This window comes from Mycobacterium basiliense (assembly GCF_900292015.1).
GTDB classification, from domain to species: domain Bacteria; phylum Actinomycetota; class Actinomycetes; order Mycobacteriales; family Mycobacteriaceae; genus Mycobacterium; species Mycobacterium basiliense.
In genome coordinates, this window is sequence record NZ_LR130759.1 from 4,706,981 (window position 1) to 4,731,464 (window position 24,484).

General features: G+C 63.1%; 25 protein-coding genes. 11 read left to right on the forward strand and 14 right to left on the reverse strand.

What is annotated here, in order from left to right:
• Positions 1 to 68 precede the first annotated feature (68 nt).
• Both MB901379_RS19850 and MB901379_RS19855 read left to right on the forward strand, forming a co-directional pair.
• Positions 69 to 653, forward strand: a complete 585-nt coding sequence (locus MB901379_RS19850) for a TetR/AcrR family transcriptional regulator (protein ID WP_158018167.1) — start codon at positions 69 to 71, stop codon at positions 651 to 653.
• Positions 654 to 803: 150 nt separating this feature from the next.
• The gene (locus MB901379_RS19855) at positions 804 to 1,094 is read left to right on the forward strand and encodes a hypothetical protein (protein WP_158018168.1); all 291 of its coding nucleotides are present in this window, start codon (positions 804 to 806) and stop codon (positions 1,092 to 1,094) included.
• 6 nt (positions 1,095 to 1,100) lie between these two features.
• Here MB901379_RS19855 and MB901379_RS19860 read toward each other — a convergent pair whose 3' ends face one another.
• Complete coding sequence (locus tag MB901379_RS19860; protein ID WP_158019329.1) at positions 1,101 to 1,499, reverse strand: hypothetical protein; 399 nt, start codon at positions 1,497 to 1,499, stop codon at positions 1,101 to 1,103.
• A gap of 156 nt (positions 1,500 to 1,655) precedes the next feature.
• Here MB901379_RS19860 and MB901379_RS19865 point away from each other — a divergent pair, with 156 nt between their 5' ends.
• From MB901379_RS19865 to MB901379_RS19875, 3 genes are all read left to right on the forward strand, one after another.
• Positions 1,656 to 2,387 (forward strand): hypothetical protein, encoded by a 732-nt coding sequence (locus MB901379_RS19865; protein ID WP_232021912.1) that lies wholly within the window; start codon positions 1,656 to 1,658, stop codon positions 2,385 to 2,387.
• A 65-nt stretch (positions 2,388 to 2,452) separates the two neighbouring features.
• Complete coding sequence (locus MB901379_RS19870) at positions 2,453 to 2,947, forward strand: twin-arginine translocation pathway signal (RefSeq protein ID WP_158018170.1); 495 nt, start codon at positions 2,453 to 2,455, stop codon at positions 2,945 to 2,947.
• 102 nt (positions 2,948 to 3,049) lie between these two features.
• Entirely contained in the window at positions 3,050 to 3,553 is a 504-nt protein-coding gene (locus MB901379_RS19875; RefSeq protein ID WP_158019330.1) for an Rv2253/PknI dimerization domain-containing protein, read from the forward strand.
• 36 nt (positions 3,554 to 3,589) lie between these two features.
• On the opposite strand, the gene MB901379_RS19880 is transcribed toward MB901379_RS19875, so the two are convergent.
• The 10 genes from MB901379_RS19880 to MB901379_RS19925 all read right to left on the reverse strand — a co-directional run bounded on the left by MB901379_RS19880 (position 3,590) and on the right by MB901379_RS19925 (position 16,067).
• A complete protein-coding gene (locus MB901379_RS19880) occupies positions 3,590 to 5,230 on the reverse strand; it encodes an MCE family protein (protein WP_158018171.1) in 1,641 nt (546 codons plus the stop codon).
• Positions 5,231 to 6,457, reverse strand: coding sequence for an MCE family protein (locus tag MB901379_RS19885; RefSeq protein WP_158019331.1), 1,227 nt, complete (start codon positions 6,455 to 6,457; stop codon positions 5,231 to 5,233).
• Between the two features lie 23 nt (positions 6,458 to 6,480).
• On the reverse strand, positions 6,481 to 7,908 hold the full coding sequence (locus MB901379_RS19890) for an MCE family protein (protein ID WP_158018172.1): 1,428 nt from the start codon (positions 7,906 to 7,908) through the stop codon (positions 6,481 to 6,483).
• Positions 7,905 to 8,987: an MCE family protein gene (locus tag MB901379_RS19895; protein WP_158018173.1), complete on the reverse strand. Its 1,083-nt coding sequence runs from the start codon at positions 8,985 to 8,987 to the stop codon at positions 7,905 to 7,907. The genes MB901379_RS19890 and MB901379_RS19895 overlap by 4 nt, the downstream gene beginning before the upstream one ends.
• Positions 8,980 to 10,011 carry an MCE family protein gene (locus MB901379_RS19900; RefSeq protein ID WP_158018174.1) on the reverse strand — a complete coding sequence of 344 codons (1,032 nt, stop codon included), beginning with the start codon at positions 10,009 to 10,011 and terminating at the stop codon, positions 8,980 to 8,982. The genes MB901379_RS19895 and MB901379_RS19900 overlap by 8 nt, the downstream gene beginning before the upstream one ends.
• Positions 10,008 to 11,285, reverse strand: a complete 1,278-nt coding sequence (locus MB901379_RS19905; protein ID WP_158018175.1) for an MCE family protein — start codon at positions 11,283 to 11,285, stop codon at positions 10,008 to 10,010. The genes MB901379_RS19900 and MB901379_RS19905 overlap by 4 nt, the downstream gene beginning before the upstream one ends.
• Before the next feature lie 18 nt (positions 11,286 to 11,303).
• Positions 11,304 to 12,149, reverse strand: coding sequence for an MlaE family ABC transporter permease (locus MB901379_RS19910; protein WP_158018176.1), 846 nt, complete (start codon positions 12,147 to 12,149; stop codon positions 11,304 to 11,306).
• Between the two features lie 42 nt (positions 12,150 to 12,191).
• Positions 12,192 to 12,998, reverse strand: a complete 807-nt coding sequence (locus tag MB901379_RS19915) for an MlaE family ABC transporter permease (RefSeq protein WP_158018177.1) — start codon at positions 12,996 to 12,998, stop codon at positions 12,192 to 12,194.
• Between the two features lie 316 nt (positions 12,999 to 13,314).
• Positions 13,315 to 14,520: a CaiB/BaiF CoA transferase family protein gene (locus MB901379_RS19920; protein ID WP_158018178.1), complete on the reverse strand. Its 1,206-nt coding sequence runs from the start codon at positions 14,518 to 14,520 to the stop codon at positions 13,315 to 13,317.
• On the reverse strand, positions 14,517 to 16,067 hold the full coding sequence (locus MB901379_RS19925) for an aldehyde dehydrogenase family protein (protein ID WP_232021913.1): 1,551 nt from the start codon (positions 16,065 to 16,067) through the stop codon (positions 14,517 to 14,519). The genes MB901379_RS19920 and MB901379_RS19925 overlap by 4 nt, the downstream gene beginning before the upstream one ends.
• A gap of 303 nt (positions 16,068 to 16,370) precedes the next feature.
• Here MB901379_RS19925 and MB901379_RS19930 point away from each other — a divergent pair, with 303 nt between their 5' ends.
• The 3 genes from MB901379_RS19930 to MB901379_RS19940 all read left to right on the forward strand — a co-directional run bounded on the left by MB901379_RS19930 (position 16,371) and on the right by MB901379_RS19940 (position 18,719).
• On the forward strand, positions 16,371 to 17,072 hold the full coding sequence (locus MB901379_RS19930) for an SDR family NAD(P)-dependent oxidoreductase (protein ID WP_158018179.1): 702 nt from the start codon (positions 16,371 to 16,373) through the stop codon (positions 17,070 to 17,072).
• Between the two features lie 68 nt (positions 17,073 to 17,140).
• A complete protein-coding gene (locus MB901379_RS19935; protein ID WP_158018180.1) occupies positions 17,141 to 17,341 on the forward strand; it encodes a ferredoxin in 201 nt (66 codons plus the stop codon).
• A gap of 13 nt (positions 17,342 to 17,354) precedes the next feature.
• A complete protein-coding gene (locus MB901379_RS19940; protein WP_158018181.1) occupies positions 17,355 to 18,719 on the forward strand; it encodes a cytochrome P450 in 1,365 nt (454 codons plus the stop codon).
• A 46-nt stretch (positions 18,720 to 18,765) separates the two neighbouring features.
• Here the strand turns inward: MB901379_RS19940 and MB901379_RS19945 are convergent, their stop codons facing one another.
• Complete coding sequence (locus MB901379_RS19945) at positions 18,766 to 19,941, reverse strand: acyl-CoA dehydrogenase family protein (RefSeq protein WP_158018182.1); 1,176 nt, start codon at positions 19,939 to 19,941, stop codon at positions 18,766 to 18,768.
• The gene (locus tag MB901379_RS19950; RefSeq protein WP_158018183.1) at positions 19,925 to 20,935 is read right to left on the reverse strand and encodes an acyl-CoA dehydrogenase family protein; all 1,011 of its coding nucleotides are present in this window, start codon (positions 20,933 to 20,935) and stop codon (positions 19,925 to 19,927) included. Before MB901379_RS19950 ends, MB901379_RS19945 begins: the two co-directional genes overlap by 17 nt.
• A gap of 110 nt (positions 20,936 to 21,045) precedes the next feature.
• Between MB901379_RS19950 and MB901379_RS19955 the strand changes: the two genes are divergently transcribed.
• Genes MB901379_RS19955 through MB901379_RS19965 form a run of 3 tightly spaced genes read left to right on the forward strand, consistent with a single transcriptional unit; the run spans position 21,046 to position 23,667 of the window.
• Positions 21,046 to 21,546, forward strand: coding sequence for a nuclear transport factor 2 family protein (locus MB901379_RS19955; RefSeq protein ID WP_158018184.1), 501 nt, complete (start codon positions 21,046 to 21,048; stop codon positions 21,544 to 21,546).
• A 3-nt stretch (positions 21,547 to 21,549) separates the two neighbouring features.
• Positions 21,550 to 22,653, forward strand: coding sequence for an NAD-dependent epimerase/dehydratase family protein (locus MB901379_RS19960; protein ID WP_158018185.1), 1,104 nt, complete (start codon positions 21,550 to 21,552; stop codon positions 22,651 to 22,653).
• 6 nt (positions 22,654 to 22,659) lie between these two features.
• Complete coding sequence (locus MB901379_RS19965; protein WP_158018186.1) at positions 22,660 to 23,667, forward strand: NAD-dependent epimerase/dehydratase family protein; 1,008 nt, start codon at positions 22,660 to 22,662, stop codon at positions 23,665 to 23,667.
• On the opposite strand, the gene MB901379_RS19970 is transcribed toward MB901379_RS19965, so the two are convergent.
• A complete protein-coding gene (locus MB901379_RS19970; protein WP_232021914.1) occupies positions 23,656 to 24,300 on the reverse strand; it encodes a nitroreductase family protein in 645 nt (214 codons plus the stop codon). The two genes, MB901379_RS19965 and MB901379_RS19970, sit on opposite strands and share 12 nt — an antisense overlap.
• Positions 24,301 to 24,484 lie beyond the last annotated feature (184 nt).

The following is a 24,484-nucleotide window of genomic DNA, read 5'->3' on the forward strand; positions in this document are numbered from 1 at the left end:
GCCGGCTCGTCAGCGAAACTAGCCGATCGGCTAGCCGAGGTCAATAGCCGATCGGCTAGGCTCTCGATGTGGCGTCGACGCAGTCCCCAAGCCGGTTCCGTTTCATCGAGCGCAGCGCCGCGCAAACACGCATCTTGGATGCCGCTCTGCAGTTGATCGCCGAACACGGGGTCGGCGGAACCTCGCTGCAGATGATCGCCGATACCGTGGGAGTCACGAAAGCGGCGGTCTACCACCAGTTCAAGACCAAAGAACAGATCGTTGTCGCGCTCACCGAACGCGAACTCGGAGGACTTGAGGCGGCCTTGGAAGCGGCCGAGGCCCAGGATCATCCGTCCCGGGCACGGGAGTTGCTGCTTGACCGGGTGATCGAGCTTGCCATCGAGCGGCGCGGAGCGGCCAGCACTTTGCAGTTCGATCCCGTCATCGTCCGATTGCTTGCCGAGCACCAACCGTTTCAGCAATTCATCCAGCGTCTCTACGGCGTGCTGGTCGGCGATGCCGGCGACGACACGCGGGTGCTGGCCGCAATGCTGTCCGGTGCCATCGCCGTCGGCGTATTGCACCCGCTGGTCGCCGACGTCGACGATAAAACTCTGCGCGCGCAGCTGCTACGCATTACCGGCCGGCTCATGGACGCGCGCGACGGCTAGACGTCTGAACGTTCTACGCCGCAGGGGCGGCGGTGAGCGTCTTAAGCAGAGTGCTTAACGCGCAGCGACACAAGTGAATTCAGATCGTGTGGCCACCCCGCATCGCCCAAAGACAACACTCCGCAACAGCGTTCGGGTACCGTTTCCACCATGAGCAGAGCCGCTCGCTTGGTTGCCGCAGTAACCATGGCCGTCACCGGATGTGGCCTCGCGAGTGTGGGTACCGCGTCCACCGCGCACGCCGACGACCCACCCTGGCCGTTCGTGGGGTACCACTGGTGTCCGGGCCAGCCCTTCGATCCCGCATGGGGACCCCAGTGGGATCCCACCACCTGCCATGACGCACACCATCGCGACATGGACGGCACTATTCACAACCGTGACTACTTCGGACCTAGCCCCTTCCAAGACTGGCCCGAGATCCCGAACACGTTGCCGTGAACAAGGTTAGGTGTCGCCGCGCTCCCAGACCTGTCTACCGTCGTGCGCGACGCAGACCAGGAATAGGCCATCCGGCGCCTGCGCCACGTAATACTCCGGGTAGTCACTGCACGGCGCGTTCTCGTCCTTGACGCCCGCCATCGGAGGCGACCGGAACCAGCGGGGTTCATACCGCCTCGGTGAGCCACAGAACATCAGCCGTCCCGGCTCAGTGGCGAAGGACACGTGATAGTCAGCCGTGCCAAACACGTAGTAGGTGGTGCTGTCGCAGGGCGCACCGAGCACGACATGCGGCCTGATACCCGGCGTGCAGTCCGGATAGTCACACGTGCTCGGTCCGGCAGCAGCCGGCGGCGCCGACATACCGGCCCCCACGGCAATGCCCAGCGCTGCGACCGATGCCACGATGAATCGCACAAAGTAACTTTGCCACAGGGGGGAAAGAAATTGGGAAGGAAATTCTGCTTTTCAGAGAGCGCGCAGACACAGAGCAATCCGCGACGGCTCTGGTGCCCGCTTTGCCAGTGATAATGTGGCTCTCCTACAGGTGCGGACCAGGAGGTGATTCCATTGCCGCCGCGCGAGCTTCCAGTTGAGACGCTCGACGCCGACGATTCGGAGGCAGGGACCGCGGCCGAATCCGCCGCAGCAGACCAGCTCACGCAAGCGCAAGCCCGCGCCGAGGCGGCCCGTGCCCGCGCGCTCCGGTTGCGCCAACTGGCCGAGGCGGCATCCAGTGAGCGCGACGCCAGCGCCACGCTCGCCGAGCAGGACGCGACGGCGCTGGCGCCGGGCCGACGGTCCCGTCGTCCGGCCCGAAAAGTCCTGGCCGCCGGGGCCGCGGCCGTCGTAATCTGCGCCTCGCTGGCCGCAAGCGGGTTTTTGCTGTGGCAGCACCGCAGCGTCGGGCAGCAACGTCAGCGGGCGACGGAGTTCTCCGCAGCGGCCCGCAATGCCGTTGTGACGATGATGTCGATCGATGCGACCACGGCCCGAGACGACGTACAGCGCTTCGTCGACAACACCACCGGGCTATTCAAGGCCGGCATATTGATGAGCGCCGAAGACTTCGTCAAGGCGGTCGAACAATCGCAGGTCCGTATCAAGGGCGCCGTTCAAGCCATCGCCGTAGAGTCCATGACCACGGATTCGGCAGTTGTCCTGGTGGCGGCGAAATCTGAAATCATCAAGCCTGATCAGGCAAAGCCGGAATCGCGCTCTTGGCGCATAGTCGTTAACGTCGAAAGGGACGGCGCACAGCTTAAGATTTCGAAAGTCGAGTTCGTCCCGTGACGGTCGACGATGACACAACCACGACTGCGACACCTGGGCGCCCAACCGGCCGTCTGAAAGGGATAATGCGTCGCTGCCTGGCCAGGTGGCGCGCAATCGTGTTGACGACGCTGCTTGTTGCCACGCTCGCGTTTGGAGCGGGGTATTTCCATTTTGCCTACCGAACAGATCTGCAAACCGATGATGCTGCGGCACAACAGGCAATCACGGCGGCCAGCGACGGCGCCGCGGCACTGCTGTCCTACTCGCCGGACACTCTTGACCGCGATTTCACCAACGCCAAGGCGCGACTCACCGACAACTATCTGGCCTACTACCGGCAGTTCGCGGACCAGGTCGTGGGCCCGGCGGCACAGCGTGGCGGAGTCACGACGACCGCGACCGTGATCAAGGCGGCCGTGTCCGAGCTGCAACCGCATTTAGCGGTGGTGCTGGTATTCGTCAAACAACAGACCGCCAGTAGGGCAAAGCCGGAACCAATTGTGACATCAAGCAGTGTTCGGGTGACGCTGCTGAAGGTCAATAATTCGTGGCTTATCGAGAGATTCGATCCGATGTGAATGCCAAGTTCCGGCTCAGACCCATACCACCGTACGCGGAGACGGTGTTAGTCTTTGGATCTCACCAAAAGTGGCCAAATATGGCGCGTCCAGGAGCAAATGATGCGTTCAACTAGCATGGTGGTTGGCGCAATACTGATGGCCGGCAGCGTGAGCATGGCGTCGCCGGCGTGGGCCTACAATCCGGCCATCAACGGCACCTACACCGCCACGGTGATCGGCGACTGGGCACGAACCAACACGGTCTATCACGACGAGCCGGTGGTACGTAGCATTTGGACTATCACCTCCTCGTGCAGCACCGCCCAGGATTGCAGCGGCCAGGTAGCCAGTGACCAAGGCTGGACCGCACCGTTGACCATGCATGACGGGCAACTGTGGACCGTCAAACGCGACCTACCGAACTGGGAAACCTGCCCCGACGGAACAACATTCACCGGCCACGACGTCATCTACTTCTATCCAGCAAATCCGGAAACCGGTGAGACCCAACTTGGTTCGCCCGTTCTGGCTGGCCGGGAAAAGACGACCGGACCAAGCGGCGCCTGCGGCAACAACGCCCCGCTGTACATCGAACAGCCATTCCGGCTGGACAAAATTGGGTAACCGCACACACCTAGCTCAGCAGTCGGGCCCACGACTTCACGTGGGGAACATGTCCTTCCATGTCTTCGGCACCTTGGGCACGACCAGATCCGTCTGGCGGTAGACCTGGCCATCCGGGGCGACGTAGCTGCCGGTGTGCGGGTCGTACCGAGCGAAGGCCACTGACGGGCCGGGTCTTGACGCGCCCCGTCCGAGTCCGCTTGGTGCGGCCGACGGCGCCCCGCTGGGCGCGGGAGGCGGGGTGGACGGAACGTCCGGAACGTCAATGGGTGCGATGGGCGACACCTCGCCCATCGGTCCCACCGACGCCGATGGGCCCAGCGGTCCCGGCGGCATCGCCATTTCCGCCGGCGGACCCACACCCGGGGGCAGTGGTGTCCCCTCCACCGGACCGAAGATTCGCTCGCGGTTCCAGTTGACCCGATCGTCCGGCGGGATGCCCTGCGCGATGAGGTTCGGGTCCAGCGGGTAGGTGCCAAATATGTGCTGTCTCATTGCCAGAGGTTCGAATGGCCGGTCACTCTCACAGATTTCGACGGTCGGCGCCCGTTTTCCGGGCTGCCCCATACACGGATAGTTGCGGGCGCCTCGCACTCCGATCGGGGAGTCCTGCGGCAGTTTGCAGTATAACCCGTCCGGCGTATCAACGATGGTGGTGTCGGCAGGGTTACGCCACTGACTCGGTGGCAAGAAGCCGACCGTGCATGCCGGTGGATCACTGATGATGAGATTGAATGCGCCCGTAGCCAACCCAACCGGACTCTTGGTACCCAGGAAGGACTGGATCGCGGCAGTGAACGGCGGCAGCAGCACCAACACTTGCTCGAGTGATGCGTGATAGGTCACCGCAATCTGGCCCACCGTAGTGAGATTGGCGAGCAGCACCGGCAGCGTCGGCCTGATCTGGTCTAGCAGCTTTGAGGCCTCGTTGAAGGCGCCGGGGCCCTTTTCGAGCAGGGTGCGTATCTGCGGGTCGTTGTCGACCAGCTGGCCGCTGACTCCGGCGAGACTGCGCGCCCACAATCGGATCGAATCGCTGGTCTGCGCTTGCGCATCCAGGAACGGTCCAGTCTCCTCGGTAAGGGTACGAGTGCGATCGGCGACGCCGTTGAGATCGCCCGAGAATTGTGCGGAGGAGTCGAACAGCGACCCGAAATCGTAACCGGCCCCGTTGAATGCGTCGAACGACTCATCGAGCAATGTGCTGAGCTTGCCCTTGGGGATGCTGCTGAGCAAGGCACTGGTCTGATCGAGCACCGGACCGATCGGCTGTGGAATAGCGGTCTGCTCCTTGGCAATTACCGACCCATTGTGCAAGTAAGGCGGCGAATCGGTGCGTGGCCGAAGATCCACGTAGTACTCGCCCACCGCGGAGATGCTGCGCACTTCGGCTCGCAGATTCGCCGGGATCTTCGGAGAAGTATCAAGAGCAAGAGTGGCTTTCGCTCCATGGGGAGTCAATGCTATCGCGGTCACCTTGCCAATCTGCACCCCGCGGTACGTCACGTTGCTGAAGCGGTAGAGACCACCGGTGGCGGGCAGCTCCAGGGTTACCGTCATCTTGCCGATGCCCAGCAGCGTCGGCGCCTGGACGTACCACACAACCATCACCGCCACACCGATGATTCCTACGATCGCGAAGATCGCCAACTGGATTCGGACGAAACGGGTCAGCACCTATGGGCCCCCCTCCGTCAGCGCGGTGGTGGCCGGAGTCGCGCCCGGTATCGGGACAGTAGATTCGGGCGCAGGGCCTGGGGCCGGGCCCACCGGAGCCGGCTCTCCAGCCGGTGGCGGACCGGGCGGTAGCGGAGCGCCAAATTTGAACTGCAGATACTCCGGATCTCCCGGCGCGGGCACGCCTTCGGCCCCTAGCCGTCCCCAGTGAGTTCCCAGCAGGATGCTCTTACGTAGCCCGGCATTGGTCAGATCGATGATGAAGTACCCGTTGACGTAGTCACCTCGGACATAGCGGTCGATAAATCCCTGAGTGAACGGGAAGGTCGGCGCGTAGGCAATGGCGGCGTCGAGATCCGGCCCGATGTCGGCGAGCGCACTAATCGTTGGACCGAGATTTTGCAGGTTCTTGACCAAATCTGATCCCGCGTCGTTGACCAGTCTGGTGGCGGTATCACTAAACGTGCCGAGTTTGTTGAGCGCCGCGGTGAAACGCGGCCGCTCCCGGAGGAGCACGTCTAGCGCCGGCGGAATCTTGTACAGCGCCTGGGTGATCACGTCGCGTTGGCTGGCAAAGGTGCCGGAAAGGCGGTTCAGGGCTTGTATGGATGCGACCAGGTTGTCCCGCTGGTCATCGAGCGTGCCGACGAATCTGTCCAGACGTTCGATTAGGTCACGAATGTCCCCGGCGCGCCCGGACAGCGCGGCGGTGACGTTGTGGATGATGTCCCCAATCTGTCCCAGTCCGCCGGCATTGAGGATCACCGATAGCGACGACAGCGTCTGCTCGGTCGACGGATAGGTCGAGGACCGGTCCAGCGGGATCGTGGAACGCGGTTCGAGCTTTCCTTCGGCGAGCTTGCCCGGAGGCGGATTGAGTTCCAGATGCATGGATCCCAGCAGGCTGGTCTGGCCGACGCGGGCAACCGCATTGCCCGGCACTTCAACATCGGGATTCACCGAGATTTCGACGTCCGCATGCCAACCCTTTGCCGTGCGCTGCACCGTCATCTTTCGGATGCTGCCGACAACGACGTCGTTGATCATCACCGGTGAATTCGGCTCGAGGGTACCGACGTTGGCGACCTCAACGTGGTAGATGGTGGCCCCCGGTCCACGGCCCACCGCGCCGGGAAGCGGCAGTGAGTTCAGCCCGTTGAACGCGCACCCGGTCGCGACCAGCATGACACAGCAACAAATGCCCAGACCCCTGGCAATCGCGGCCATGGCTGGTACGGCGCCCCTTCCCGTCACGGCTGCGCCCCTTCCGCCGGGAGGAGCATGTCCGACACCTTCGCCGGGGGCGGCGAGGTTTCGACCGGCGTGCTCGGCGGGGGCGGCTCCGGCATCGCCGCGCCCGGTATCCGCGCCGGCGGCGGCGGGGGCGGCGGCGCGGGAGGTACATCACCCGGCAGCCCGGTGTACGCCGACACCGCCGGCGGCAGCTCGGGCGCGATCGGCTTCGGTCCCTGCCCGCCCGGCGCCAGCCGCTGCTCGGTGTAGACCACGTTTTGCAGGTCAAACGCGGGAGCCAGGATCGGATTGACCGGGATTGGGAAATAGTTGAAGTTGAAGTAGAGCAACGGATTGAACACCTTCAACGCCGGGCTCAGGTACAGGCCGCACAGCTTGCCCGATTCGACCGAGGTGACGTTCTCCATCGCGCCGAGTTGTGAGCATATCGACCACACCGGGTTGGTGAGGTTCTGGATTCCCACGCCGCCGCGGACATTTCCGACATCCGGATCGTAATCGTTGTAGGCGTTCGCCAGCGCGTTCGGTGTAACGTGCAGAACGTTTTTCAACGCCATCTTGTTGTCGACAAGGATCTGCGTCAGGTCGGCCAACCGGGTAATCTGCTCGGCGGTCTGATCACGACTGCCCGCGATGAACCGCTGTACCTCGCCGACCGCACTCGACAGGTCGGTCAGTGCCGCATCCAGATCGGACTTGTTGTCGTCGAGCACACTGGTCAGTGTGGCCAGTCGATCGTTGAATTGCACTATCTGAACGTTGCTGTCCCGCAACGCCCCGATGAAAGTCTGCAGGTTCTTGACGATGTCGACGATGTTGCCGCTGCCGTTGGCCAGGATCCGCCCCACTCCGGAGAGTTGAGCCAGCGTCTCACGCAGCTTGACGCCGTTTCCGTTACCCAACGCGTCGGCAGCGCTGTCGATAAACCGAGAAATCGATGGCGTGGACACCTGGCTGTTGGGCCCCAGCTCCGTTGCCAACCTCATCAGTTGGTCTTTCACCTCATCCCATTCGACGGGTACCGCGGTGCGTTCGATCGGTATGACCGCGCCGTCGGCCATCACGGGGCCACTCGACCGATACGCCGGAGTGAGCTGTACATAGCGCGCCGCCACCAAATTCTGGGCGACGATCACCGCTTTCGCGTCCGCCGGAACAGGCACGTCGCGGTCGACGTGCAGAACCATCTTGGCCCGGGTCCCCTCCGGCCGGATCGCGGCGATGCTCCCGACCTTCATGCCCGAGACGCGCACATCGTCGCCGGGGTAGATCGCGGTGGCGGTGGGGAAATAGGCGGTGATCGTGGTGGGACGGAAGAAGGTGTTACGCACCGCAACTGCAGAGCCGACAACGACGAGCCCGACCAATACCATCATCAGTCCGGCCTTGACCGCCGTGCGCTGAGTCCTCTCGAGCCGCATCATCGCGACCCCCCCGGGTTCTGGTTGAAGGGGAAGGGGAACAGTGCCCGCGGCCCGGCGTTGTCGGGTGGCTGACCGGGAGCTCCGTGGGCGCGGAAGCCAAACGCATAATCGATGAACCACTGGAAGAACTGAATTGTGAACAGGTTTGGAATAAACGGGTTGTAGTAGAAGCCGCTGGACACGGTCTCGCCTTGGGTCAACTCGTACTTCGCCAGCCCCGGAAGCGCCTCGGCGAGGTTATCCCGGTTCTTCTCCAGCATCGCGGTCACCGAATTGAGGCGTTCCAGCGTCGGCGCGAGTTTGCTTTCGTTGTCCTGCACCAAACCGGACAGCTGCCTGGCCACCGCAGACGTGCTGGCGAGCAGCCGCACGATGGCCTGGCGACGCGTCACCAGCATGGACAAAAGGTCGTCGGCGTTGAGGATCAGCGTGTTAAGTTGCTGGCTACGTTGCGACAAGATGCCGGTGACATCGGCGGCGCCCTTAAGTAGCTCACCGAGCGTCTGATTGCGGCTGTTGAGCGCTTGCGATAGTCGGGTCAGTCCATCGAACGATGGACCCAGTTGCGGCGCAATCTGATTCAACGTTGCCGAGAGCGTATCGAGGGACTGGTTGAGTGCATCGGTGTTGGTTCCGGCGATATCGGTTGCCGCATCACTAACGGCTTCGGATAGCGAATAGGGCGACGAGGTTCGCGATATCGGGATGACGGCCCTTGGACGCAACGTACCGTCGCCCGCGGATTCCACGGTGAGCACCCGTTGGCCCAACAGCGAGCCCGTCCTGATGTGCGCGGTACTGGCCGCCCCGAGTTCGACCTTCCCGCTAACGGTGAATGTCACCAGGACGTCGCCATGCTGCAACGACATCCCCGACACGCTGCCGACCTTGATACCCGATACCGTCACATCGTTGCCGACGGCCAAACCACCGGCATCAGAAAACAGCGCCTGATAGCGGACGGTGGTGGCACGTTGTAGTAGCTGTTCGGGATTTAGCCCGACGGCGATCACCAGCACCACCAGAACGGCGCCGATAAATCCGGCCCGAATGAGACCTGCTCCGCGGTACTTAAGCATCGGGTTCTGCGCACCTCCCGGTGACCTGGTGGGTTACCCCAACTTCCACCGTCCGGTACTGCAGATCGGAGACGCGCAACGCAAGTCCGCACAGGTAGTACGGGAACCACGCGCCGTAGGAACCCAACCTCGTCAGTTTGCGGTAGTTGTCCGGCAACTTCTGCAGCGAGATGTCGATTAGGTTCTTGTCCTTGTCCAGCAACGGGGCCAACCGATTCAACTGATCCACAGTGCCGGCCAGCGGCGCACGGGCGCGGCCGAGTAGATCCGCGATCGAAGCGGTTCCATTGTCCAGGGCGGTGATGGCGGCGCCAATGGTGTCGCGGTCTTGCGACAGGGCACTGACCAACCGCTCGAGACGGTCGATGGCGTCGGAGAACTTGGCGCCGTCTTTGTCTACGGCGCCCACCACGACATTGAGGTTGTCAATCAGCGCCTGCACGGTCTCGTTGTTGTCGGCCAACGTGTTGGAAAACGACGACGTCTTGTTCAGCAGCGACTCCAGCGTCCCACCCTCGCCCTGGAAGACCTCGATGAGCGCCGCGCTGAGCGCATTGACGTCTTGCGGATTAAGGCCCTGGGTAACCGGTTTCAGTCCGCCGAGCAGCAGATCGAGATCGAGGGCCGGTGCCGTCCGATCGATCGGGATCTGCCCGCCGGGCGGCAGCGCCTTGGTCGATCCGGGTCCGTCGACAAGCTCCAGATAGCGATCACCGACCAGATTGAGATACCGAACGACGGCACGCGTGCCGGTGCTGAGCACGACACCGCGGTCGGTGTCGAACTGCACCAGAACCTTCTTGTCCGCACGCAGCGAGACGCTGTTGACAGTGCCCACCCGAACCCCTGCGACCCGTACCGTCTCTCCGGGCTTGAGCCGCGATACATCGTTGAACACGGCCGAATACGCATTGGTCGCACCGGTTCGGTATTGCCCAAATATGAAGAACAGGAACACCGTTAAGAGGATCATCACGGCGGCAAACACCCCGAACTTGATGATCATCGCGCGCGAGCCGGTCATCCGGGTTGTCCGATCTGCATGGAGTTGCGCGGCGGCCCGTCGATCGGCCCGTACAACAACTGCTTGAGCGCGTCGGAGTTGAGCAGCAGTTGCGGGTTGCCGTATTCCATCGGGTTGGCGCCGACATCGGCCACCACGAACGGTGGCGCCTTGTCGAAGGGCACCACGGGGAGGTCATGGCATTGTGGCCCGCCGGTGGCGGCCACCTTGGGCAAGTTGGACGGATACCGGTAGCGCTCCGCGCCGAAGCCAAGGTAAACCAATACCTTGATCATCGGCTCGGGCAGCGGCGGCGCGTGGAGATTCACCAGGGAACCGGAAATGCCGCACCACAGCGCTTGGCGGTACTCGTAGAGTAGATCGCTGGTCGGCACCAACAGATCCAGGACATCGGTCAGCGCCTGTCTATTGCCGCCGACCACTTCATTGCCCATATCGGCTAAGCCGATCGAACTGATCAGGAACGCGTCCAGGTTTCGTTGCTCATCGACGATCGACTTGCTGATTCTGATCGCGTTGTCCGCCGTGGTAATGAGGTCCTGCGCCGCGTCCGCGTAGGCGTTGCTCACCACGGGCAGCACCGAGAGGTCGTGACCGAGATCGGGAAGACTTGGATCTTGCTTGGTCAGAAACGAATCCAGATCGGACAACATCTGACCGATCTGGTGGCCGCGGCCGTTCACCGCCGACGCAATGGCGCCAAGGGTTTCGTTGAGCTTGGCCGGATCGATTGTCGACAGCAGGGAGGTGAGTTGTTGGAATACCGTGTTGACTTCCACGGTGACGTGTTTGCCGTCGAGTACCTGATGAGGTTGCAGGCTCTGCGACGACGGCTTGTCGGGCGGGACCAGTTCGACGAACTTGGCGCCGAACACACTCGTCGACGCGATGTCGACGAGCACATTGTGCGGAATGAGTTTGATCTGCACCGGATCTATCGCGAGGTGCAGAACGGCGTCGCCATTGGGCCGCACATCAATGCCAGCAACCTTGCCCACTTCGACGCCGCGCATCTTCACCTTGGCATCCGGGTTCATCACCAATCCGGCCCGCGGTGAAACCACGGTGACCGGCACGCTCTCGGTGAAGTCACCGCGGAACAAGGCGACCGAGACGGCAACGATGGCGACGACCACCAAGACGGTCGCCAGGCCCGTCAACGGACGGGCGTAGGAACGCACGCCGAAGTGGCGACCCGGCGACGCCGCGACGGGTGTTGCGGTGCTGGTGGTTTCCGAACGGTGCATCGGGTTCGGCCCGAGGTTGCGCGACATCTTTTTCTGCGGCCTCCCCTACCCCGACAAGTGGAAGTTGCCGTTGGAGCCGTATATGGACAGCGAAACCAGCAGAGTGACCGATACCACCACGATCAGCGAGGTGCGCACGGCGTTACCCGTTGCGACGCCTACACCCGCCGGTCCGCCGGAGGCGAAATAGCCGAAATACGTATGGATCAGCAAGATCGTGATCGCCATCAGGACGGCCTGCAGGAACGACCACAACAGGTCGATCGGGTTGAGGAATGTCGTGAAGTAATGCTGGTACAAGCCACCCGACTGACCGAACAGCACCACCGTGGTGAACTGGCTGGCCAGAAACGACAGGATGACCGCGATGGAATACAACGGGGTGATCGCCATCATCCCGGCGACGATCCTGGTGCTGACCAAATACGAAACCGGCCGGATGGCCATCGATTCCAGCGCGTCGATCTCTTCGTTGATCCGCATCGCACCCAGCTGCGCGGTCACGCCGGCGCCGAACGTGGCGGCCAAACCAATTCCGGCGACTATGGGCGCGGCGATCCGAACATTGATGAAGGCCGCCAGAAACCCGGTGAGCGCCTCGATGCCGATATTGCCCAGGGAGCTATAGCCCTGCACCGCCAGCGTTCCGCCGGCGGCTAGCGTTAGGAAACCGACGATCACGAGTGTGCCGCCGATCATGGCCAAAGTCCCTGCACCCATGCTGATCTCAGCTACCAGGCGAATGATCTCCCGCCGGTAGTGAGTGGCCGCGAAGGGTGCTCCGGCAATCGCCCTGCCATAGAACAGGGTGTGGTCACCGATGCGGCTCAGGGCACCAACCGGCTTCTGGAGTTGCCGCGTCAGTCGCGGATAGACGGCTCTTAGCGCCACAACGTGTGTTTACACCTCCTCCGCGAACCTTCGTTTGCTCAACTACTTGGCCGACATTCGGATGCCGATCGCAGTGACCACCACGTTGACGACGAATAGCGACATGAACGCGTACACCACCGTTTCGTTGACGGCGTTTCCGACCGCCTTGGCGCCACCGCCAGATATCGTCAGCCCCCGGTAGCAGGCCACCAAGCCGGCGATCAGACCGAAAAGTGCTGCCTTGACACACGAGATGATGACCTCAGGTACGCCGGTCAGCAGGGTGATGCCGGCGGCGAACGCACCGGGATTTACATCCTGGACGAAAACCGAAAAGACATAGCCACCCACGATCCCGATGATCACCACCAGACTGTTCAGTAGGAGGGCCACCAGCCCTGAGGCCAGCATGCGCGGCGTCACCAAGCGCTGCACCGGATTGATGCCCAGCACCTCCATCGCGTCGATCTCTTCGCGAATCGTTCTCGAGCCCAGGTCTGCGCACATCGCCGTGGCACCGGCACCCGCCACGATCAACACCGTCACCAGCGGTCCGACCTGGGTGACCGCGCCGAATGCGGCTCCGGCACCGGACAAGTCCGCGGCCCCCAACTCGCGCAACAAGATATTGAGGGTAAAGCTGACCAAGACGGTGAACGGGATGGCCACCAACAGCGTGGGCAACATCGCCACGCGGGCGACAAACCATGACTGCTCGAGGAACTCACGCCACTGGAACGGCCGGCGGAAAATGAACTTGATGGCGTCTGCCGACATCGCGAACAGCCCGCCGACCGCCTGCATCGGTTTGGAACCACGCCCGAACGTAATGCCTGGGCTCCAGCGGTCCGCCGCCCTATTCGCCATAGGTCAACGGACTTCCCGTATCGTGGATGCAAAACACGCTGCAGACCAAACTAATTCGAGCATCGAATAGCATCGACCGCTCCGCAGAGCGCATCGATTCGCCGTGTACAGCGGCTACCATCCTCACGCCAGTCCTCCGTTCTGTTGCGTGAGTTGGCGCTTGCAAGCGATGCTGACCCGACCCAGCCCCATGTCTTGCCGCGTTCGGCGATTATTACTCATCGCGCGTCCAGGGGGAACCGAAAACGCACAACCGTTATCCGATCCGATGGATAGGCCGGCGACGGTGGCGGCGTTGGTCATATGGGCTCCGGTTCTAGGTAACGGCGCCGGCCGCTTTGAGTTCGATGATGCGGTCCCAGTCGAATCCGAGTTCCAGCAGGATCTCATCGGTCTGCTCGGCGAACCCCGGCGCCGGTCCAGTGTGCGGCGCTGCGACGTCGAATTGCACCGGGTTGGCCACGAGTTCGAGTTCGCCGGCGCGCACCACATACTCGTTGGCACGGACCTGTGCGTCGTCGGCCGCTTCCAGCGTGTCCTGCACCGGCGCCCAAGGTCCCGCGAGCGTCGCAAAGCGTTCGCTCCACTCGGCAAGCGTGCGTGTTGCGATAACTTTGGTCAAGATCTCCACAGCATCTGCCGTGTTAGCGGCGATCCTTTCGGCGGTCGCGAAGCGCGGATCGTCGCACAGCTCGGGACGGCCGATGTGCCGGCAAACATCGGCCCAGAACTTCCCGGGCTGCATCATCACCAGGGAGATGTACCGGCCGTCCGCAGTCGCGTAGACGCCCACCAGCGGGTTGACCGGAGAACCGTGGATGCCGGGCGGTGGCGCTTCCAGCCGCTGTCCCAGGTGCACGGTCAGTGCCACGGTGTGACCCATCGACCAAAGGCCGCTGCCGAGCAGCGACACATCGACGACGGATGGTTCACCGGTGCGCTCACGCTTGAGCAGCGCCGCCGCGATGCCACCGGCCAGGTTGGTGCCGGAGATGGTGTCGCCGTAGGCGGGCCCGGGCGGATTGATCATTCCCGAGTAGCCCATCGGCGTGATGGTGGCGGCGGTGCCTGCCCGGCACCAGAACGCGGTCATGTCGTATCCGCCCTTGGTCGCTTCCTCACCACGCGGCCCCAGCGCGCTGCCGCGGGCGTAAATGATCGACGGGTTCACCGACCGAATGTCGTCGACGTCGATGCCGAACTTTTGCCGCGCATCGGGCAGGAAACTGGTCAAAAAGACATCGGACCGGCGGGCCAACTCGTGCAGCACGTCTTTGCCCTCGGGTACCGACATGTCCAGCCCGAGACTGCGCTTGCCGCGATTGGCGTGTTCGATGTTGGGGTTTGGGTCCCCTTCCACCCGCAACATGCCGGTCTGCCGGAGGCCACGCTGGGGATCGCCGTTCACCGCGTGCTCAACCTTGACCACGTCGGCGCCCCACTCGACCAATACGGCGCCCGCCGAGGGGACGAACCCATACATGGCGACTTCCAGCACGCGGATGCCTTCCAGGGGCTTCATGGGCGGGCCTCCTCGGCGGGGACCGCCGGCACGGCGAACGTCTTGCGTTCCAGAAACTCTTCCAGTCCGGCGACACCCATCTCACGACCGACACCCGACTGCTTGAAACCGCCGAACGGGCTGTCGGCGCCGAAATAGTTGCCGCCATTGATAGAGAACGATCCGGTGCGGATGCGCCGCGCCACCGCCAGCGCCCGGTCCTGGTCACGGCTGAACACGGCGCCGGCCAGTCCGTAGATCGAGTTGTTGGCGATGCGCACGGCGTCGTCATCGTCGTCGAACGCGATCACCACGAGCACCGGCCCAAACACTTCGTCTTGGGCGATCTCGCTGTCCGGGTCGACGTTGGTGAGCAATGTGGGCGCATAGAAAAAGCCGGGGTCCATTCGCATGCCACCGGTAACCAGAATCGCCCCGGCCGCGACGGCCCGCTGCACCATGCCGTCGACCTTGTCACGCTGGCGTTCGTTAATCAGCGGACCCATATAGGTCTTCGGGTCCGCCGGGTCCCCATGGCGCACCTCGGCGAAATTCTGCGCGATCAACTCCACGATCTCGTCGTGGTGCGACCGGGGCACCAGCAGCCGCGACGTGAGCGCACAGCCCTGGCCTGCGTGGGTGACCATGCTGAATGCGGCGAACATGGCGGCGCCGGCAAAGTCGGCGTCGTCGAGCATGATCACCGCCGACTTGCCACCCAGTTCCAAGAACACCCGCTTGACCGTCGCGCTTGCCGCGGCCATGATTCGCCGGCCGGTCGCGGTGGATCCGGTGAAGGTCACGACATCGACATCGGGGCTGGTGGTCAGCGCCTCTCCCACGGCAGGCCCCGATGAACTGAGCACGTTGACCACGCCGGCCGGGATATCGGTGTGGTTGGCGATCAGCTCACCCAAGGCCAACGTGACCAGGGGAGTATCCGGCGCGGCCTTTAGTACGAGGGTGCAGCCGGCGGCCAGTGCCGGGGCCAGCTTGGCCAGCGCAAGCTGGTTCGGATAGTTATAGGCGATGATGGCAGCCACCACGCCCGCGGCTTCCTTCTCCACCCAGCGGTGATGCAGCATTCCTCGCGATTCCTTTTCGCCGAGGTCTTCGGAGAAGTCGTAACCGGACAGCAACTCGGCGTAAAAGCGCACGATGCCAATCGGTTCGTCGAGTTGAGCGCCCTGTGTCAGCGCGCGAGTCGCGCCCACTTCGGCAATCGTTAGCTCGCGAAATTCCTCGGCGTGATCGACCAGCGCCTGATGCAACTGATTCAAACACCGGATCCGCAGCGCGACGTCAGTCGACCATTCCCCCGTGTCGAAGGCGCGCCTCGCCGCCGCGACCGCGGCCTGGGTGTCTGCAACGCTGGCATCGGGAGCGTGTCCCAGAATCGCGCCGGTGGCTGGGTTGATGGATGGAAAGGCAGCATCGGCGGTGACGAGCCGGCCGTCGATCAAGAGTCGATGGTGGTCGTGCGAATCGATTGCGATCCCGCCATCGTCAGTTGCCGATCGCACATCCACGACGGTGGCGCCGGCGTTCGTGGTGTGCTGCGATGGCATTCCAGGCCCCCTGCTGTGGCGACAGTCACGAAAATTTCATTCTCATCTCTGGCGAATCTTACATTCGAGCACTGAGAGTTCAAGGCAGTCAATGTACCGAATTGGCTCGCTGATCAGCTAAGCAATCGCTCAGCGCCGACCTGAACACGTCCGTTGGCCCAGGCCCTGGGCGGTTTCGTCGCGAGCTTGCGAGCCGCTCGACCGCGAGAGTAAGGTTCTCATTATTGTAAGGGCGATTCTTTATGATTGAGATCGATTCCCGTGGATCGATTCCCGTCGACCGAAGGCTTGGATGTTACGGAGATGAAGACTGCGGTCGTCACCGGTGGTGGATCGGGCATCGGACTTGCCGTTGCGCACCGCCTCCGGGCCGACGGCTTCAACGTCGCCACCCTCGACCGCAAACCGTCCGACAACGAATTCGCCTACACCGCGGACGTGACGGACCGTTCTCAGGTTGATGCCGCACTGTCGGCAATCCGCGACCGACTGGGACCAATCACGATCTTGATCAACGCCGCGGGCCTGGACGGATTCAAGCGGTTCAGCAACATCACGGTCGACGACTGGCACCGGGTCATCGACGTCAACCTCAACGGGGTCTTCCATACGACCCAAGCCGTGCTGCCCGACATGGTGGCGGCCGGCTGGGGCCGGATCGTGAACATTTCATCGTCAAGCACACATTCCGGCACTCCCTATATGGCCCACTATGTGGCGGCAAAATCCGCGGTGAACGGACTCACCAAGACGCTGGCGCTCGAGTACGGGCCCAGCGGGATCACCGTCAACGCGGTACCTCCCGGGTTCATTGACACCCCGATGCTGCGCCACGCCGCCGAGCAGGGATTTCTCGGCGACATCGAGCAGAGCATTGCTAGTACTCCGGTGCGCCGGATGGGCAAGCCGGAAGACATCGCGGCGGCATGCGCGTTTCTGGTGTCCGAGGAAGCCGGCTACATCACCGGCCAAATTCTGGGTGTCAACGGCGGTCGAAACACCTGAACCTAGGAGGAAAGAACCGTGCGAGAACCCGCGCCAGGCCACGTCGCCCTCGCTAGCCAGGAGGCAGCGTGAAGGTCTGGGTTGATCCCGAACGCTGCCAGGGACACACCCTGTGCTCGATGATCGCTCCGCATTCTTTCCAGTTAAGCGACATCGACGGCAGCTCGTCGGCGACGAGCGACGTCGTTCCGGCTGATCGGCAGGACCGGGTTCGCGAAGCCGCTCAATCCTGTCCCGAACAGGCGATCGTCATTACCGACGAAACATGAAGGGGACAGCATCTTGAGCGTGGATGGCGCCGTTGACGATAGCGGTCGTAAGAAGACCCGGTACCACTTCGACCGGCACTCGGCGCAGTACCGGTCGCAATTCGAGACGATCACCACGGAGATGCACACCAAGTGTCCGGTGGCGTGGAGCGACACCTACGGCGGGCACTGGGTAGCCGCCGGTAGCCACGAGGTATTCGAGCTTGCCCGCTGCCCCGCGGTCTCCAACGATCACGACGTCAACAACAAGCGTCGTGGCTACAAAGGGATCTCAATCCCAACGGCTAGCCGCATCAACGGCGTGCGGGGCGGCATCCTGGAGATGGACGACCCCGAACACCGCATCTATCGCACGGTGCTCAACCCCTATCTGTCTCCGGCCGCGGTCAGACGTTGGGCGCCTTTCATTGACGACGTAACGCGCGCCTGCCTTGACGAAAAGATCGAAGCGGGCAGCATCGACTTTGTCGACGATCTGGCCAACATCGTCCCGGCAGTGCTGACGCTGGCAATCCTGGGTATCCCGCTAAAGAACTGGCAGATGTACAGCGAACCCACCCATGCCGCGGTGTACACTCCCGAGCATTCGCCGGACATCCAGCGCGTTACCGAAATGCACCGGCAAATGGGGCTGGACCTGGTCAACAATATGATCGAGATTCGGAACAACCCGCGACCCGGTGTGGTTAATGCTCTAGTCGAGATGCGAGTCGACGGCGAACCGGCCCCCGACTTGGAAATTCTGGGCAATCTTGGATTGGTCATTGGTGGTGGCTTCGACACCACGACGGCACTGACCGCCCATGCACTGGAATGGCTTTCGGAGAATCCCCACCAGCGGACACGCCTTCGAGAGCACCTGGACACCATGCTCGATCCGGCGACCGAGGAATTTCTCCGCTACTTTACTCCCGCGCCCGGAGACGGCCGGACCTTCTCCGACGATGTCGAGCTCGACGGAACGCATTTCAAAGAAGGCGAGCGCCTGTGGATATCGTGGGCCATGGCGAACCGCGACCCGGCGTTGTTCCACGATCCGGAGAAGCTAGTCCTCGATCGTAAAGGTAACCGGCACTTTAGCTTTGGCATCGGCATACACCGGTGCATCGGATCAAACGTGGCGCGCACCGTGTTCAAATCCATGCTGGCTGCGGTACTCGACCGGATGCCCGACTACCGTTGCGACCGCGACGGCGCCGTCCACTACGAAACGATCGGTGTCATTCAGGGTATGCGCAAGTTACCGGCAACCTTCAGCCCAGGTCCCAAGGTTGGCGCCGGCCTCGACGAAACCCTCGACAGGCTGCAACGCATTTGCGATGAGCAAGAACTCGCCCGACCCGTCACCGAACGCAAAGACGCTGCGGTCATCGATTGAGAACTGCGACGCCGTCGGCGGAACCGAGCACGAATCACAGCTGGGCTCAGCCGCGGGGTAACCCGAGCACACGCTGCGCAATGATGTTGCGCTGAATCTCGGATGTTCCGCCGGCAATGGTGCCGGAAAAGCTGCGGGCATAACGTTCGAACCAGCTGGCGAAGTAGTGATCCAGATTCATCGGCGCGTACGGTCCAGTCAAGGCGGGATGAACGAGCCCGTCGGGTCCGGCCGAGGATAAGGCATGCTCGCTAGCATGCAGTTCCGCCTCGGAACCCAGCAGCTTGAGCACCGAAATCGCGGCGGTGTCGTCCTCGCCGCGGGCAGCGCGAGCCAGGGCCACCGAACCCAACAGGCGTAGCGCTTGTTTGTCCAAAACCATAGTGGCGTAGCGATCTCGGTCCAGCGCGGTCACGGGATCAAAATCGGCGACCAGGTTGTCCAAACGATCGGCAAAGCCCAGCCACATCATGGTGCGCTCATGCCCGAGTGACCCGTTGGCCACTCGCCACCCCTGGTTGAGTGGACCGACAAGATTCTCCGCCGGCACCCGCACGTCGGTGAAGAACACCTCGTTGAAATCCAGGTCCTCGGCCGAGCAAATGGACGGGAAGGGCCTGCGCACCACGCCAGCGATATCGGTAGGGATCAGTAAGGCGCTGATGCCCTTGTGCTTTGGCGCCCCGGGATCGGTGCGCACGAAGGTCAACAGCACGTCGGCGTCGTGGGCGCCAGAGGTCCATACCTTTTGCCCGTTGACAACGAAGTGATCGCCGTCGAGCACCGCTCGGGTACGTAACGACGCTAGATCGGATCCGGCGCTAGGCTCACTCATGCCGAGCGAAGCGGTAATCTCCGCGCGCAGAATCGGCACCGCCCAACGATGCTTCTGCTCGTCACTTCCGAACGACAGCAACGACGCCGCAACGATGTTGACACCTTGCGGGTTCAGACTGTGGTAGATCCGCCGGCGGCACAGTTCCTCAAGGTGGACAAACTGCTGAACCACTGTCGCGTTGCGCCCGCCGAACTCGGGTGGTTGGCCGGGCAACAGCCAGCCGTTGTCGAACAGCCGCCGCTGCCAGCGGCGCGCCCAGGGGGGCATGTGCGAAACTGACCGCGGTCTCTCCACGGTTTCGCTTGCGGGCGGTAGGTTTTCATCAAGAAAGGCCGCGAACTCCGCACGGAACGCCTCGACCTCGGGGTCAAAAGTCAGCTGCACGGTACTCCTCGGCGATCTGGGCTCGATGCTCGGCGGCGCCGCCCAGCATCAGCTCACCCGCCTTGGCCCGCTTGAGCGCGAACTGCAGGTCGTTCTCCCACGTGAATCCCATTGCGCCGAATAGCTGTAACCCGTGCCGAAACACCAGGGACTGACACTCCCCCGCCGCTGCTTTTGCCATCGCGGCGGCCAGCCGCCGGCGGGGATCATCCGCGGAGATCGTCAGCGCGGCAAAGTAAGCCAGTGCCCGGGCGCGTTGCACCGCAACGTGCATGTCCGCGGCCTTGTGCTGCACGGCCTGAAAGGAGCCAATCGGCACTCCGAACTGATGACGACTGCGAACATGGTCGAGCACCAGATCGAGGATCCGCTGACAGGCGCCAACCATGGTGATCGCCATGCCGGTCAGGGCGACATGGCGAGCGCGCTCGCGGTCAACAGCTACCCGGGCACGGTCGGGTAGCCGTACGTCACAAAAGGACAAGTCCGCGACGTGCAGGACTGGGTCGAAGACGGACTCGCGGCGCGCCGAGACCCGGCTGGCGTCGACGACGAATACCCCGGCGTCGGTCACCACCGCCAAACGGTCGACCCGATCGCCGTCGAGAACATGGCGTGCCGTGCCGTCCAGCAGCCAGGCGTCGCCGCCCCGGCGCGCGGTGACCCCGCTGTAGACGGCGGTGCCCGACTGGTGCGGGTCGAACCGATCGGCGGCCAGCGGCGCAAACTGGCTCATGGTCGCCAGAAAGGGGGTGGGATCGGTGGCATGACCCAACTCCTCGAGGACGATCGCCAACTCCACCGCGCCGGCCGGTTCATTGAGCTCGGTCCAGCCGAGGTCGACATACGCCTTCCAAAGGGGCTCCCACAATGGCCCCGGGTCGGCGCCGTCCTCGGCGACTGCCCGAACCAGTGCGGGCGGGCACTGCTTGGTGACGACGTCGCGCACTGTGTCCTGCCACAGGCGCTGATCAGCATCGAACTCCAAAAGCATGCGGGCCGCCTCCCGTCGTGGCTATCCACCGAGAATAGCATTCTCAGATGCGGAAGTAGTAATCTCGCAAAAGAGCTACGCGATGCTGATGCAGCGGCGAAGGGACCGTAATGCCGGACACTGCAACGAAACTGTGGGAGATCGAGGCGATCAAACAACTGAAGGCCCGGTACTGCCGCTACCTGGATACCAAGCGGTGGGACGACTGGCGACAACTGTTCACCGACGGCTTCGTCAGCGATACCTCGCAGGCGGGTGGACGGCTGATCTCGGGCGCCGACGAGTTCGTGGCCTATGTGCGCAACACGTTGGGCAAGCCGTCACAGCCCACGGTGCACCAAGTGCATACCCCCGAGATCACGCTGACGTCGGCGACCACCGCGACCGGCATCTGGGCGCTCGCGGATGTCGTACGTTTGGGCCCCGGCGTCAACCTCAACGGGCATGGTCACTATCACGAAACCTACGCGAAGCTTGACGGCGGGTGGCTAATCGAATCCTCGACCTTGACCCGACTCCGGGAGGATCTGTTCAATCCGTTCTTCTCGGTGCGTATTTCACCCCGGCTGCGCAACACCGGGGCCTTTCTGGCTCGCGGGTTGGGGCGGTAATCGATGGGCTCTGCCACCGTGCTTGTCTCTGGTGCTTTCGGCCAGGTCGGTAAGCGTTGCGCCGAAATCCTTTTACACCGTGGCTACACCGTGGTCGCCATGGACCTCCGCAACGACACTTCAGCAAACACCGCTACGAACTTGGCCGAGATCTGTTGCGCGGGCTCGCTGATGGTGGAGTTCGCCGATCTCACCGATGCCGAGGCGGTCGGTGCCGTGCTAACCCGGCACCGCCCCAGCGCGATCGTGCACCTAGCGGCAATCGTTTCCCCACCCTGCTACCACAATCCTCGGCTGGCCCGCAAGGTAAACGTGGACGGCACCAACAACCTCGTGCGTGCCGCGCAGTCCTTGGCCGACCCGCCGATGTTCGTGTTCGCTTCCAGCGCGGCCGTCTACGGTTCCCGCAACCCGTACCGGCGGCCGGATCTCATCACCGGCCACACGCCGGTGAACCCGGTCGACCGGTATGGCCAGGACAAGGTCTTAGCCGAAGCCGTGATCTCAGCCAGTAGCATGCCATACGCCATTCTGCGACTGGGTGGGGTGATCTCGCCCGACACGTCGGCCCGACTCGACGCCGATTACTTGCTGCTCATGCGGGCCACCCCGGCCGACAACCGGATGCATTCGGTCGACGCCCGCGACGTCGCACTGGCCTTCGCCAACGCCGTAGACCGCAGAGCGTCCGTTGCCGGCAAGGTGCTGGTGATCGCCGGCAATGACACCTACCTGCATCTGATGAGCGAACTGCAGGACGACGTCATGGCCACCGTCGGCCTCGGCCGACTCGGCCCGTCGGCCGGACTGCCCGGCGATCCCGAGGATGACCACGGTTGGGCATTTACCGGATGGTTCGACACCACCGAATCCCAATCCTTGCTCGACTATCAACAGCACGACTGGGCTGACACGCTGGTTTGGCTTGGGAACGCCGTGGGCCGGCGCCGCATTCTGCTGCGCGCACTCGGCCCGGTAGTCCGTCCGACAATGCGGCTGGCATTGGCCCTGCAGCGTCGACTCGAGCGCCGCGGCCCGTATGCCGACCCGTGGGCCCTCATCGAGCAGAAGTACGGCCCCGATGCGCTCGTGGCCACCACCTGCTGAGCACTGATGACCACGACACCAACCAAGAAGTTGGTCATCGGCGGCAGCGGCTTCCTGGGCTCACATGTCACGCGCCAACTGGTAGCGGCCGGCGCAGATGTGCGAGTCATGGTGCGGCGCACCAGCATCACCAGAGGAATCGATGACCTTGTCCAGGCCGACATTGTTGAGCTCCGTTACGGCGATGTCTTCGACGATGCCGCGTTGCGTTGGGCCATGACTGGGTGCGATGTCGTCTACTACTGCGTGGTCGACGCCCGGATGTGGTTACGCGACCCCACGCCGTTGTTCCGCACCAATGTCGAAGGCCTGCGGCATGTGCTCGACGCCGCCCTCGCCACGCAGCTGCGCAAATTCGTATTTACCAGTAGCACAGGAACATTAGCTATCGATGACCGCCGACCCGTCACCGAAGAGGACGTGCACAACTGGGATGACGGCGGCGCCTATATTCAATCCCGGGTCGCCGCAGAGGATCTGGTCATGAAATACGCCCGGGAAAGGGGCTTTCCGGCGGTGGCAATGTGCATCTCGACCACCTACGGCCCTGGCGACTGGGCGCCAACACCGCATGGCTCGCTTATCGCCAGCGTCGCCAACGGACGATTTCCGTTCTATCTCGGCTTCTCTTCCGAGGTGGTCGGAATCGAAGATGCCGCCCGTGCAATGCTTCTTGCGGCGGAACATGGTCGAGTCGGCGAGCGCTACATCGTCTCCGATCGCTACCTGAGCAGCCGGGAGGTGCACGACATCGCGGCTCGCGCCGTAGGCAAGCGCCCACCACATATACCCATCCCGATGCCGGCAATGCGCGCCGCAGCGCGTCTGAACGATTTTGCGGCCCGGCTGCTACGCCGCGACTTGCCATTCGCCTACGTCGGAGCGCGGATGGCCGAACTGATGTCACCGCTGGACCACAGCAAGGCCGAACGTGAACTCGGCTGGAAACCCGAGCCGGTCGAAGAATCGATCCGCAAGGCCGCCCGATTCTTTGCATCGCGCTCAACCAAATAGTGCGCCGGCCGGCCGGTCCCAATGGTCGAGATAGGCCGCCTCGGCAAGCGGACGTCGGCGTACGGGCCCGTGGTGACCTTTTGGCCATCCGACCACGATGTGACCAGCCAGCATCCAGTCTTCGGGTACGCCGACGGCTTGGCGTAATAGCCGTTCGCCTCCGTAGGAAGCCCAGCTGGTCATGCAGGCACCGAGGCCCTGGGCGCGGGCGGCGAGGAGGAAGTTCTGCATGGCGGGGTAGATCGATCCCCCGAGCAAGAGTTCGGAAGCGGTCGGGTAGTGCTGCTGGGCGAACAACACCGACGTGAATTCGCCTGCCCGATCGTGTAGCTCGTAGGTGGCACGGTAGGTGCGGGCCCGCCGGCTGTTGTCGTGTGTCGCGGGCCGGCTCATGCCATAGACCGGTTCGATTACCGCTAACGCGCGAACCGCCGCCTCGGCTACCACCGCCCGTTGCGCAGCCGATCGCAGCACAACGAAGCGCCAACCTTGCGCGTTGGCGCCCGAGGGTGCCCACGTGGCGGCTTCCAGACACCGACGCAGGGTGGTGTTATCGACCGGTTGGTCGGTGAAGCGGCGAATCGTGCGGGCGGTCGACATCACCTCCCAGATGTCACCGCATGCTGCATTCATGGGTTTCCCTCCGGCGGGTAGGCCTCGTTCATATCAGCTTCATATCAGCGCTGCACCCGAAACCGGCCGCGTTCTCGCGCAATTGCGGCCACCGCCCAATCCGCGACGTGTCGGTTTGCGCCGCACGATCCGGTTCCCACGCGTGTGCCAAATTAGTACCGCAACAGCAAAGTTCGCTTACGAC